The sequence below is a fragment of the Blastomonas sp. CCH1-A6 genome (assembly GCF_001556365.1).
In the GTDB taxonomy this organism is placed as follows: domain Bacteria; phylum Pseudomonadota; class Alphaproteobacteria; order Sphingomonadales; family Sphingomonadaceae; genus Blastomonas; species Blastomonas ursincola.
The window spans coordinates 1-12,141 of the sequence record NZ_LSIS01000001.1; the positions used below are offsets into that span (position 1 = coordinate 1).

12 protein-coding genes are annotated in these 12,141 nt (G+C 58.4%); 2 read left to right on the forward strand and 10 right to left on the reverse strand.

What is annotated here, in order from left to right:
* Nucleotide 1 precedes the first annotated feature (1 nt).
* Both AX735_RS00005 and AX735_RS26580 read left to right on the forward strand, forming a co-directional pair.
* Nucleotides 2-862 (forward strand): NAD(P)/FAD-dependent oxidoreductase, encoded by an 861-nt coding sequence (locus AX735_RS00005; protein ID WP_082750838.1) that lies wholly within the window; start codon nucleotides 2-4, stop codon nucleotides 860-862.
* Nucleotides 859-993, forward strand: coding sequence for a hypothetical protein (locus tag AX735_RS26580; RefSeq protein ID WP_257785068.1), 135 nt, complete (start codon nucleotides 859-861; stop codon nucleotides 991-993). Before AX735_RS00005 ends, AX735_RS26580 begins: the two co-directional genes overlap by 4 nt.
* Nucleotides 994-1,173: 180 nt before the next feature.
* Here the strand turns inward: AX735_RS26580 and AX735_RS00010 are convergent, their stop codons facing one another.
* The 10 genes from AX735_RS00010 to AX735_RS00045 form a co-directional block, all read right to left on the reverse strand.
* Nucleotides 1,174-1,530, reverse strand: a complete 357-nt coding sequence (locus AX735_RS00010; RefSeq protein WP_069052212.1) for a copper-binding protein — start codon at nucleotides 1,528-1,530, stop codon at nucleotides 1,174-1,176.
* On the reverse strand, nucleotides 1,527-4,658 hold the full coding sequence (locus tag AX735_RS00015; RefSeq protein ID WP_060979470.1) for an efflux RND transporter permease subunit: 3,132 nt from the start codon (nucleotides 4,656-4,658) through the stop codon (nucleotides 1,527-1,529). Before AX735_RS00015 ends, AX735_RS00010 begins: the two co-directional genes overlap by 4 nt.
* Nucleotides 4,655-5,893 carry an efflux RND transporter periplasmic adaptor subunit gene (locus AX735_RS00020; RefSeq protein ID WP_060979471.1) on the reverse strand — a complete coding sequence of 413 codons (1,239 nt, stop codon included), beginning with the start codon at nucleotides 5,891-5,893 and terminating at the stop codon, nucleotides 4,655-4,657. Before AX735_RS00020 ends, AX735_RS00015 begins: the two co-directional genes overlap by 4 nt.
* A complete protein-coding gene (locus AX735_RS00025; protein WP_060979472.1) occupies nucleotides 5,890-7,116 on the reverse strand; it encodes a TolC family protein in 1,227 nt (408 codons plus the stop codon). The genes AX735_RS00020 and AX735_RS00025 overlap by 4 nt, the downstream gene beginning before the upstream one ends.
* A gap of 79 nt (nucleotides 7,117-7,195) precedes the next feature.
* Complete coding sequence (locus AX735_RS00030) at nucleotides 7,196-7,462, reverse strand: hypothetical protein (protein WP_060979473.1); 267 nt, start codon at nucleotides 7,460-7,462, stop codon at nucleotides 7,196-7,198.
* A 68-nt stretch (nucleotides 7,463-7,530) separates the two neighbouring features.
* Nucleotides 7,531-7,896 (reverse strand): hypothetical protein, encoded by a 366-nt coding sequence (locus AX735_RS23990; protein WP_082730701.1) that lies wholly within the window; start codon nucleotides 7,894-7,896, stop codon nucleotides 7,531-7,533.
* 31 nt (nucleotides 7,897-7,927) lie between these two features.
* Nucleotides 7,928-9,643: a sulfatase-like hydrolase/transferase gene (locus AX735_RS00035; protein WP_156439010.1), complete on the reverse strand. Its 1,716-nt coding sequence runs from the start codon at nucleotides 9,641-9,643 to the stop codon at nucleotides 7,928-7,930.
* 5 nt (nucleotides 9,644-9,648) lie between these two features.
* Nucleotides 9,649-10,140 carry a hypothetical protein gene (locus tag AX735_RS24780; protein WP_156439009.1) on the reverse strand — a complete coding sequence of 164 codons (492 nt, stop codon included), beginning with the start codon at nucleotides 10,138-10,140 and terminating at the stop codon, nucleotides 9,649-9,651.
* Nucleotides 10,141-10,194: 54 nt separating this feature from the next.
* Nucleotides 10,195-11,484 (reverse strand): hypothetical protein, encoded by a 1,290-nt coding sequence (locus tag AX735_RS00040; protein WP_060979475.1) that lies wholly within the window; start codon nucleotides 11,482-11,484, stop codon nucleotides 10,195-10,197.
* A 17-nt stretch (nucleotides 11,485-11,501) separates the two neighbouring features.
* Nucleotides 11,502-11,990, reverse strand: coding sequence for a YybH family protein (locus AX735_RS00045; protein WP_208598029.1), 489 nt, complete (start codon nucleotides 11,988-11,990; stop codon nucleotides 11,502-11,504).
* Between the last annotated feature and the right edge of the window lie 151 nt (nucleotides 11,991-12,141).

Genomic DNA, 12,141 nt, shown 5'->3' on the forward strand with positions numbered 1-12,141 from the left:
GATCTACCTTGCCCGTTATCACCGCCGCGTCGTCGTGGTCGACGACGGCCACAGCCGCGCAAAATGGATACCGCTGTCCCACAATCACGCAGGTTTTCCGGACGGGATCGCGGGCCAGGAGTTGCTGCAGCGGATGCGAGAACAGGCGGAACGCTACGGCGCTACGATCGTCACGGACCGCATCGAGACCATCGACGGCAAAGCCGGTGGATTCGAAGCGCGAGGGTCTACCCTGACGCTCGCCGCGCGTACCGTCCTGATCGCGACCGGGGTCGAGAATCGCCGCCCTGCGCTCGATGAAGACACGCACCGCGATGCCTTGCAGCGGGGGATGCTGCGCTATTGCCCGGTCTGCGACGGCTATGAGGCGACCGGGCTAGCTATCGGAGTCATCGGCGCTAATACGCACGGCGTCGCAGAGGCACTGTTTCTGCGCACCTTCTCTGATCGAATCACGCTTGTTGCGCATGGGACGATCGACCTTGATGCCGACGATCGCGCGGCGCTTGCGCGGGCCGGGATAAAGGTCGCGCCCGAGCCGATGGCCCTGATGGACTTTTCAGGCGATCGGGTCGCGCTCCACTTGACCGACGGCAGCGAGCTGCACTTCGACACGGTTTATCCGGCGCTCGGGTCGGACAGCAACAACGCGCTCGCGCGCCAGCTCGGCCTCCAGCTGAGCGACGATCGCTGTATCGTCGTCGATACCAAGCAGCGCGCGAGCGTCCCCGGCGTCTATGCGGCAGGCGATATTGTTACGTCGCTCGATCAGATCAGCGTCGCGATGGGCCACGCGGCGATCGCCGCGACCGCCCTCCACAACGATCTGCGCAACCGCGACGAGGAGGACACGGCGTCGTGAAATGGCTGATCGTCTTCGATCTCAACGGCACGATTGCGGGCAGCAAGCAGCCCCTGTCGCCCGAGATGGCGGCGACGCTTTCGCGCCTGCTGGCGCGGATTTACCCGAATTTGTCAGAGCAGATCGAGTGATTGGCCAAGACTGTTTCATTGCGAAAGTCGTGGTCAATGATGAGCACGAACTCCAAAGCGTGGTTGATCGCTTCGTGCCGTTCGCATCGACCGATACGGCCATCATCCAATCCTTTCCAGTCGTCCGATGCCTTCCCAAACTCTAGCGGATCGCGCGGCGGACTCTGATGCTAAAACGCTTTATCGCTTCTGGATCGACGTCACTTCCCCGGCATTGCCAATGACGGTCAGGTTGAAACCAACCTTGTCGCCCACGGCAATGCCTTTGAGCAGTTCTGGCTTAGCGGAGAAGCCCATCGTCATCGCAGGCCATTCAACGGCAGGTATCGCGTCATGTTCGAGAGTGATTTTGCCGGATGCCGGGTCGATCGCTGTGACAGTTCCGGTGCCTTTGGCCATTTTCGCCTCAGCGGGCATGGCCATATCAGCCATCGCGTCAGTAGAGGTTTCAGCCTTGGGCGCTTCGGCGGGCTTGCCGCAGGCGGTCACACCGAGTGGCAATGCGAGCAATGTCGCGGTCATCAGTATATTCTTCATGTCGTTTCTCCTTGGTGTTGAACTTCAGTTTTCTGCCTGCGCATCAGCAGGTATGCGGCAGGGATAATCAGCATCGAAAGCAGCGGTGCGGTAAGCATCCCGCCGATCATCGGCGCGGCGATGCGGCTCATCACTTCGGACCCGGTGCCGCTGCCGATGACGATGGGGAACAGGCCAGCAAGAATGACGGCGACCGTCATCGCCTTTGGGCGAACGCGGAGGAGCGCACCTTCGCGGACGGCAAGCTCGACATCTTCGGGCTTATGTTCGGCCAGCGCGTGTTTGAGGTAGATCAGCATCACCACCCCGAACTCCGCCGACACGCCTGCCAGCGCAATAAACCCGACGCCGGTTGCAACCGACTGGTTATAGCCGAGCAGATAGAGCAGCCACACACCACCTGTGAGTGCGAACGGCAATGTCGCCATGATGAGCGCAGCTTCATCCCAGCGCCGGAACGTCGCGTAAAGCAGTGCGAAGATGATGAGCAATGTTGCCGGGACAACGATCTTCAACCGCTGTGTTGCGCGCTCAAGAAATTCAAACTGTCCGGTATAGGCGACACTGATTCCGGGCGGCAGCTTCACCTTTTCTGCCACAGCCCGTTGCAAATCACCGACAATCTCGGTCAGCGCGCGGCCCCGACCGTCGATATAAACCCATGTTGCGGGGCGGCCATTCTCGCTGCGCAACATTGGCGGGCCATTGGTGATGCGAATATCGGCCACCGTTCCAAGCGTGATTTGCTGACGAGACGGAGTCAGCACCGGCAAATTGATGATGTCGTCCAGACTGTCGCGGATTTCGCGGGGGTAGCGCACGTTGATTGGATAGCGGGCCAACCCTTCGACGGTTTGCCCGATCACCTCGCCGCCAATCACACCCGATACGATGGCCTGTACATCGGCAACATTCATCCCGTATCGCGCGGCGCTCGCACGGTTGATGGCAACGTCGATATAGCGACCGCCCGAAAGCCGTTCGGCCAGTGCGGAGCTGATCCCCGGCACGGTCTTTGCCACTGTTTCGATTTCGCGCGCGGTGCGGTCAATCTCTTCGAGGTTAGCGCCCGACACCTTAATACCAATCGGGCTTTTGATTCCCGTCGCGAGCATATCAATCCGGTTGCGGATCGGCGGAATCCAGAAATTGGCGAGGCCGGGGACTTTGACGACATCATCGAGCGCATCAATCAGCTTGTCCTGCGTCATGCCTGCGCGCCATTCGCTCTTGGGCTTGAACCGGATCGTCGTTTCAAACATTTCGAGCGGCGCAGGATCGGTCGCAGTATCGGCGCGGCCTGCCTTGCCGAACACGCTTTCCACCTCTGGCACTGTCTTGATGAGGCGGTCGGTTTGCTGGAGAAGCATCGAGGCCTTGGCTGTCGAAATGCCCGGAAGTGCGGAGGGCATATACAGCAAATCGCCTTCGTTCATTTGCGGCATGAACTCGCCGCCGGTCTGCCATATCGGCCACAGGCTGGATGCGAAGACGAGGCCCGCAATCAGCAAGGCTTGCTTGGGCTTCTCCAATACCCAATCGAGCGCGGGCCGGTAAATGCGGGTCAGCCAACGGTTGATCGGGTTATTGTCTTCGGCAGGAATCTTGCCCCGGATGAGCCAGCCCATCAGCACCGGAACAAGCGTGATCGACAAAATTGCCGCCGCCGCCATCGCATAGGTTTTTGTGAAGGCGAGCGGGGCGAACAGTCGTCCTTCCTGTCCCTGTAACGAGAAAATGGGGATGAACGAGAAGGTGATGATGAGTAGGCTCAAAAAGAGGGCTGGCCCCACTTCGGCTGCGGCATCGGTGATGACGCGCCAGCGTTCTTCGCCTTTCAATTCCTTGTCTGGGTTGTCATGCGCCCAGCGTTCGAGATGCTTATGGGCGTTCTCGATCATCACAACCGCTGCATCGACCATCGCGCCGATGGCAATCGCGATACCGCCCAATGAAAGGATATTGGCGTTCAACCCTTGCACCCGCATTACGATGAAGGCGATCAGGATGCCAAGCGGGAGCGTGAGGATCGCCACCAGCGCCGATCTTGCGTGCCATAGGAACAGCCCGCAGACGAGCGCGACAATCGCAAATTCCTCGAACAATTTGGACGTGAGGTTCTCAACCGCGCGGTCGATGAGGCCCGAACGATCGTAGGTGGTGACAATCTCGACACCTTTGGGCAGGCCCGCTTTCAATTCCGCCAGCTTGTCCCGCACGCCTTCGATGACTTCGCGGGCGTTCTTGCCCTGCCGCATGACGATCACGCCGCCTGCGACTTCGCCTTCACCATTCAGTTCGGCAATCCCGCGCCGCATGTCGGGACCGATTTGCACCGTGGCAACATCACCGACCGTGACGGGAATACCGCCTGACGCACTGCGCAACGGCACAGCGCGAAAATCATCCAGTGTTTTGAGATAGCCGGTAGCGCGGACCACATATTCTGCTTCCGCCATTTCGACAACCGCGCCGCCTGTTTCCTGATTGGCACGTTTCAGGGCGTCAGAGACTTCGCTTGCGGTGATACTGTAGGAGGCGAGCTTCTGCGGATCGACCACGACCTGATATTGTTTGACCATCCCGCCGATGCTGGCGACTTCGGCCACACCGGGAACGGCTTTCAGCTCATAGCGCAGGAACCAGTCCTGAATGCTGCGGAGCTGTGCGAGATCATGCCGTCCGCTCTTATCGACCAGCGCATATTCGTAAATCCAGCCTACGCCGGTTGCATCGGGGCCAAGCGATGCGGTCGCGCCCACTGGCAGACGACCCTGCACTTGGCTGAGATATTCGAGAACGCGGCTGCGCGCCCAATACAAATCAGTGCCATCCTCAAACAGCACATAAACAAAGCTGTCGCCGACAAACGAATAGCCGCGCACCACGCGCGCACCGGGAACCGACAGCATCGTCGTTGTCAGCGGATAAGTGACCTGATTCTCGACAATTTGCGGCGCTTGGCCTGGGTAGGTTGTTCGGATGATGACCTGCACATCGGAAAGATCGGGCAGCGCATCAACCGGCGTTGTCCGCACCGCACCGATGCCGATGATAGTCAGAACAAGTGCCGCAACCACGACCAGCCCGCGCGCCTTTACCGACCAGCGGATGATAGCTTCAATCACTTGGCACCACCGATTGGGCGCACTTCGATGCCGGTCAGGCTGGCTTCGGAATCGAGCAGGAACTGGCCCGACGCGACAACTTTCTCGCCGACCGCCAAGCCTTCGAGTATCTCGGTCTGTCCGCCGCCTTCGCGGCCTGCGCGCACCTCGGCAGGATGATAACGGCCATCTCCCATTGCCAGCATTACAATTGTGCGGGTGCCGGTGCGGATAACCGCTTCGCTTGGTACCAGCAGTGCTGGCCTCGCATCACCGACAAGTGCCACGCCTGCAAACATGCCTGGGCGAAGCCGACCGCCGCGATTTGTAAGCTCGATACGCACGGTGAGTGTGCGGCTATCCGCTTGCGCGGTTGGCAGGATCGCGATGATCCGTCCGCCAAATGTCTCGCCGGGAAAGGCGGTGAGCGTGGCGGCGGCGCTTTGGCCTATGCGAACCGCGCCTGCTTGGGCTTCGGGAACGGCGGCATTGAGCCATACCGTTCCAAGTCCCGTCACTTGTGCCAAGGTCTGGCCTTGACTTAAGGTCACACCGGCACGGGCATCGAGCGTCTGGATAACGCCCGAAATCGGCGACGTAATGGTGATCGTGCCATTGGTGAGCCCACTGCGTTCAACGCTCGAAATCAGTGCGTCCGACATCCCCATCAACCGCAACCGCTGGCGCGCGGCGGCAGTCAAATCGGGCCTGCCGAGGCGCTTAACGCTCAGAAACTCGGTCTGCGCGCCGCCCCATTCGGGCAATTGCACGTCGGCAATCGGCGCGCCTGCACGCACCACGTCTCCTGGCGCGCGAGCATAGACGCGAGACACGAACCCGCCCGAGCGCGCCTGAATGATCGCTACATCGCGTTGGTTGAAATCGACGGTGCCGGTGACGTTGAGTGTAGGGGCAAGACTTCCCCTTTTGGCTGCCACAACCCGGATACCCAGATTTTGCATAGCGGCGGGATTAACGCTTACTCCTGGCGTACCGCTATCACCTTTGTCAGAGTATTTTGGGATGACGGCCATGCCCATAGAGGAAAGCGCGTTCGGACTGTCATAGCGCTCCTGCGGCACCATCGGATCATAATAATAGAGAATTTTGCGGCCATCATCGCTCGTTGCTGTAGGTGCGGGAGCATCCCCGCGCTGTCCAAGCCAATACCCGCCGCCGCCTGCAAGCAAGGTTGCGGCTAGAATTCCAGCACGCCACTTGGCAAAATTAGGTGCTGCGTCTGTCGTGTCGGTCATGGCCGATCTCCCGCATAAGTTATGTTGATACGAATAGCGTCGCGGGCGACTTCGGCCTCGCGGACGAGCAAATCGACTTCGGCCTCGGCAACCGTGAGTGTTGCCAGCAAAGCCGTTCCCAGATCGACGGTGCCAGCGCCGAAGCTGTCAAAGTCGAGTTTTGCCCGCTTCCGGGCAAGCGGGACCAGATTGTCACGCGCATTTTCCATGCGCGCATGGTGCATCGCATGTTCGGCCAGATCGCCTTCCAGCGCCGAAATCGCTTCGCGCTCGCCAGCCAACCGGTCGAACCGCGCGCGTTGGGCTTCGCTTGCCCGTGCGGCAATCTTGGGGTTTTGGCGCTTGCGCCCGAACAACGGCAGATCAATCGAGACACCGACCGAGAACAGATCACCGTAGTTGGGTTCACGGCGGCCGTAGGAGGCACTGACCTTCCAATCAGGCGTCTTCTCGGCGCGGGCGAGCCGAGTTTCGGCATCCATCGCGGCAGTTTGGGCGTCAAGCGCGCGCAGACTTGGTAAATCGCTAACGCCTGCGAGCAACGCGCTGCGGTTGATTGTTAGTTCAGGCGGCGCACCAGCCACCGAAGGGTCGGGATCACCGGTATAGCGTGACAGCCTTGCCCGAGCTTTTGCAATCTCTGCCACTAATGCAATTCGCCGATCGTTCACCTGAGCGCGCAATTGGTCGGGTTCGAGGGATTGAGAAGGCCGCGCACTGCCCGAGGTAAGCCGCGCGGTCACCGTCGATTGGAGATCACTGAGGCTTTCGTCGAGCAATTTGAGTTCGTTCAGTTGCCGCTCTCCGTAATAGAGATCGACCCAAGCGAGCGCAGTTTCCAAACGGATGTTCCGCGCCTCCACCTCAACCCCTGCTTCTGCGATGCCAATATCAGCACCCGCCCGCGCGGCCCGCGCATGACGTTTGGACGGATTGATAAACTGCTGGCTCACACCAATCGTCGTCATGGTGAAATCATCGCGATTGAATCGTCCGGCGTCTGGCCCCGTTACAGGAAAGTCACGGATACCGATGTCCAGTGTTGGATCGGGCAACTGGTCAGCGGCTATCGCAGCAGACTGCGCAGCGGTTACGCTTGCCTCGCGGCCCTTCAGACTCGGAGCCTCGCTTTGCGCGCGCTGAAGCGCAGCGTCGAACGTCAGCGGCTCGGCGTGAAGCGTTGCGGGCAACAACAGCAACGTCGCGCCAATAAAATTGCGCATGAAATATCCCCCTTTTACCGTGAGAGCCGAACAGGACCGCCCCGGTCCACGCGCTAAGCGCAGACCGGGACGTGATTCGTCAGCCTTTGGAGGGAGAAGAACCCTTGCCGGGCATCATCATGCAATCGGCGGCAGCGACCTTCATCATGTCGCAATCGCAATTGGCCATCTTGGCTTGGTCGTCCTTAACCCAAACGCGAACGCGCGATGGCAGGTTCGACTTGTTGGGGCCAGGTTGCGAACGATTTTGCCATTCCCAATGGCCCGGGCCGCGATCATTGGCAGCTTGCGCCGATACGGAGGTGAATGCCACAAGTGTTGCAGCAAATGTCAGCAGAATTTTCATGCTAAATGTCCTTGGTTGAATCAATTTTGTGCGCGCGACGGCATCACAGCCGCCAGACGCGAGTTGGTTCAGCCAAGGATTGAGGGGGGATCAGGTTCAGGCCCGCTATCGCGGCCGGTCAATGGCTTGACATCCAGCACAAACACCATCGCGTTCGGGAGAGGCGATTTCGCAATTCGATGGCCTCTCGGTGCTTGTGCGAGCGGTAGAGCACATCCCATCTTTGCGATGCAGTCCAAGGTGAGGCCTTTACAGGGAACATCGGAGCTTTCGTCACTCTGTCCCATTGCTTCCATGCAGGCAGCATCCATCGCCGCATCGGCACTCGCTTGCTGGACCGATTGTAAAACAGGAACCGAGGCAGATGCGGCTTCCTGAGCAAACAAGCCCAGAAGTGCTCCGATCAGAAGCATCATGGAAATCCAATGTTTCATTTCAGCACTATCGAATTAAATTGCATGTTCGTCAATTCGATTGATTGCGTCGAATGGTTACAGGGCCAGAGCGCTCATAGTCATCCGGCCGCAACGCCTTGATCTGCGCGGGATCGACCTTCTTCCACACAGGTTCGCGCCCCAAGCGAGCATTAAACAACGTGTTGAACTCCAGCTTGTCGCGTGTCGGAGCATCGATGCGGTCGCCATAGGCCTTGCGGACGGCCTGCGGTTCATACCCCATCAGGCCGAGTAATGTCGGAAAAATACGATAATGGCTCGTGCCGTTATGGTTCCGCAAGGCCGCACTTTGCCAGTCGATGTCGCCGTCTTGCGAACCTTCGATCACGACCATCGGCACTACCCCTTCCTCGATTGCCGGTTCGGGAGTGCAGTGTGTTGCGTTGCCCGGCTCACCACTTTCATGCAAATTTTGACCATGGTCTGCGGTGTAGATGATGGTTGCCCCAGCCGCCTTGGTCGCCGCAAAAAGCCGGTCGAAAAACGCGCCGACATTCCATGCGACTACATTGCGATAGGCATTGCGATACAGTCGCCATTCCTCACGGCTCACATCGCTCGTATCGCGCACATTGGGTTCGACGATGCCGAAAAACTGTTGGCGCGGTTCCACAGGTTTGAACCGAGTCCGGTTTACAGGATATTTTGCCTGAACCGGAAAATGCGCCCCCATCTTGTTCACCAGGATGAATTGCGGTTTTCCGTCGTTCAGCAGTTCCGCAAGCCTGTCCGCCACCGCCTGATCGCGATTCATAACAGGGACTTTGTCAAACTGGACCCATTGGTCGATGGCAGCACGTTCGGCATCGTCCATTCCGTTCTGGTAGACACCGCCGGTTCGTTGCGCATCAATATAGACCGTGGGCAACCCCGCAGCTTTGGCGTAGCTCCATACCGATGGTCCGGTGGCATTTATCCGTTGGTAGTCCGCTCGTGTGCCGCCAAAGCGAAGCGTGAGGTTCGACCCGGTGCTGCAATGGGTGATCGACGAAGCAATGCCAAAATTGTGAATGGCAAAATTAGGCTGTTTTGCAGCCAGTCCGGAATAGACGCCGCCTGCGTTGTTGATGTCCAGATATTGCGCAGCGATGCTTTCATCGACGATCAGAACGATATCGCCTGAGGTTCGTGGCTTTACATGGGCAAGCTTGACGGGTTGCCGTGCTCCGGGGTCGTTGCGGACGCTGTCGAACGCAAGCACCAATGCATAAGCGGGGGCCACGAACGCGCCGGGCAAGCCCCGTCCGCCATCTCCGCCGCGCACATAGAACATCGCTGACATTGCAACGAGCGCGACCGCGGGAATGAGGTCTGCCAGCAAACTGTCGCGCGGTATTTTCGGCCTTGGGGAAAGACCGACGCCCAGAAACAGTAACCCGCCCTGAAGCCCGCCCCAAAGCAAATCGCTCCCAAACTGGCCCGCGGCATCGCTCACAAAACCGCGAGCGTCCCAAAGGTTGGTGAACGCATCATAGGTCAATTCCTGTCCCATCGCGCTGGCAACGCTGGCGGCAAAGAGGCTGCCCGATGCAAAAACCAGCGCCAACATCCAGCGCAAGGGTGACCATGCAACCCGTGCGGCGGCCAACAGTGCAACACAAAGGGTACTGTAAAGAACGAGATAGCCCGCCAGCGCAGTCGAAAGGCCTAACCCGTCCAAACGGGCAAGCACATGCGGAAACGACATTAGCAGTGATGCCGCGATCAGGATTAGTTTCAGTTTCACCTCGATTACTGCCTCGCCCCGGATGGGCGTTTTGGCGCCCCTCGGCGTCGGGAACCATCAGAACGCGGATGCCCCCTTGTGACATGCTCTGCCAATCCTGCGTCGCCTGCTTTAAGATAGTCGTCGAAATGTCTGGAGAGCCAAGGCTTTGCCAACCGCGCCATCAGACCCGAACTGCTGATGCTGTGTTCAACAACAACGCCATGTGGGTTAGCGACCAGATGGAAGGTTTCGTCGATCTGCAAGAAGAAAGGGATCGTTATGCGCCACGCGATCGCACGCGGCGGGTCGAAGAGGACGATTCTGCCCGGACCTTCGGCGTAGGGCCGCGAGCTTAGTAGCTTTTTAAACACTACCCGGATTTCAGCGTTGAATGCCGCATCGCCCCTCAAGCCGATTTGCGGATTCCAAACGCCAATCTGGTCGAGACGGGCAAGATACGACCATAAGACCGGACAAGAAACTTCAAACTTTTGGACGGTTTTCTTTGCTATCATAACGTTGCCATCGGTTCGATCCTTGAAATGCCGCGTAGGGTTCGTTGCTTGTTACTATGCATGCTGCCCGGAAAGCGGCTTCGCAATTGCGCGGATTGCCTTCATCCCTGACCCGAAACGCGCAATTTGCTCTCGGTTGGAAGCAAGTTCGCTGTAAGGAAGATAGCCAATGTTGAGGTCGCCAATTCGGCTGAACGCCGGACGCGCAATTTGCGCGCGGACGTCTTTCTCCCGTCCATCGGGTGCTACCAGGAACATGTCGGCAATGGCTTCGGCTTCACCGCCGCTCAGCGCCAGATCGAGCATCCGCACGATGCCCGAATAGATCGATGTCGAATGCTCGACTTCGAAAGCGGCGGCGACACGCGGTGCGTCTGCTTCGATCCACAACACGTCGATCAGGCGCACGGCATCAGCGCCTGGCGCAGTCGCTATTTCGGGGGGTAGATGCTCAAGGCAGTTCTTGCCAAGCGGTACACCGTCGTGCAATCGGCCCCGATCATTTGCAGCGATCCAAATGCGATAGCCAAGTGCATGTCCAAGATCGCGCAGCCATGACTGTATCTCGCTATGGGTACGATCGTCCTGGTGCCTTGACAACTGAGCCTTGGTCAGTTGCTGCGCTTCGACGCGAACGGCGTCGAGCCGCCTTGCCCAATCGCCGGACGTCTCGTTGGACAGCGAGGGCACAGGATAGCGTCCCGGCCCGATGTCGAACAACAGCCCGCCGATTGCGCCAAGATCGTTCGACAGCAGGTCGCGAAACTGGTCGTTAAGATCGAGGATGCCGCTGCGCATTGCGAGAAACTGCTCCCAGCTGCCCAGCTTTACATTCGATCCGGTGAGCGCATTATAGCCGTTCACAATCGCGGTGTTGAATGGCGGCATCAATGTCGGATGCAGGAAGTAGAGGAGGTTAGCGACAGCAGGCCCAAGCCCTTTGACTTTCCGCGCGTCAATTTCCCTGATGTGCGTGATCACTTCGTCGGCGCTGTCGCAGCACACGCAGTTATGAAGAAGGCGGCCGAACGCACGCTGGTTATCAGGACTCTCGTAGATGTCCGGAATGCGCAGTTTCGGCTTCCACAGGAAAGCATGATCGGCACCCTTGAAAATCTGGCGTTGCTCGGCGATCGAATGCACTACCGTCTCCAGTGACGATCCGCGATAGGTCACCCCAAACGTCCCCGCGTCAATTTCGGCAACAACCTGCTGGATGCCACGGCGGATAGACCGGAAATTCTTGATCCGCTCGTCCCACAGGAACCAGCTTTGATAGGTAGCATTGGCATCATCGCGCCAGCGCTCGATTAATTGCCGGATTTGACCTGACCGGTCAGCCATAACGCCTGCGGCCCTAATCAGCTTGCGGGTGTTTTTGGCTTGCGCGACGAACTATGCGTGGTGACGATTTGCCAAGCCTGTCCATTCCACTTCAACACGCTTGTTGCAACACCAAGCCGGTCAACGGTTTCGCCTGATTTCAGGACAATGCGATAGGTATAAGTTTCGGTTGCGATTGCGACCGGACCCTCCATTTTGATGTCGGCCTTGTAATCACCGAATGTGAACGACTTAAACTCTTTGAGTTCGGGTCCGAGGTGGTGGTCGCGATAAGCGTCGAAATTGCCTTCGACTTTGCCAGACTCGATCACCACCGCGTCGGGCGCAAACAGTTTCTCGACGCCGGTGATATCGAGCTGTTCGACTGCCGATTTGTATGATGACAAGACTGCCGCAGCGCCTTCGCGATCGGGCTGCTGCGCAATCGCTGCAGTACTGACTGATAGGCAGACGGCAAAGAGCGCACCGCGCGAGACTAGATTTCGTTGCATTGTATAAATCTCCATGATCGTGGAACTTAAATGGGACCGTTTATAGAAACTTCTGCGCGACCTATGCGCAATCAATCTGTGAAATGAAAGCAGAAGAAGACGTCACGGCAGGATGATTTTGTAATATGATACAAGTGTTACCATAGCGATGTAAATTCCAAGAAAG

Excerpts from the sequence above, each read along its gene's own strand:
- AX735_RS00010 (WP_069052212.1), bottom strand. The coding sequence starts at position 1,530 with ATGAAGAATATACTGATGACCGCGACATTGCTCGCATTGCCACTCGGT.
- AX735_RS00020 (WP_060979471.1), bottom strand. The coding sequence starts at position 5,893 with ATGACCGACACGACAGACGCAGCACCTAATTTTGCCAAGTGGCGTGCT.
- AX735_RS00025 (WP_060979472.1), bottom strand. The coding sequence starts at position 7,116 with ATGCGCAATTTTATTGGCGCGACGTTGCTGTTGTTGCCCGCAACGCTT.
- AX735_RS00030 (WP_060979473.1), bottom strand. The coding sequence starts at position 7,462 with ATGAAAATTCTGCTGACATTTGCTGCAACACTTGTGGCATTCACCTCC.
- AX735_RS23990 (WP_082730701.1), bottom strand. The coding sequence starts at position 7,896 with ATGAAACATTGGATTTCCATGATGCTTCTGATCGGAGCACTTCTGGGC.
- AX735_RS24780 (WP_156439009.1), bottom strand. The coding sequence starts at position 10,140 with ATGATAGCAAAGAAAACCGTCCAAAAGTTTGAAGTTTCTTGTCCGGTC.
- AX735_RS00040 (WP_060979475.1), bottom strand. The coding sequence starts at position 11,484 with ATGGCTGACCGGTCAGGTCAAATCCGGCAATTAATCGAGCGCTGGCGC.
- AX735_RS00045 (WP_208598029.1), bottom strand. The coding sequence starts at position 11,990 with ATGGAGATTTATACAATGCAACGAAATCTAGTCTCGCGCGGTGCGCTC.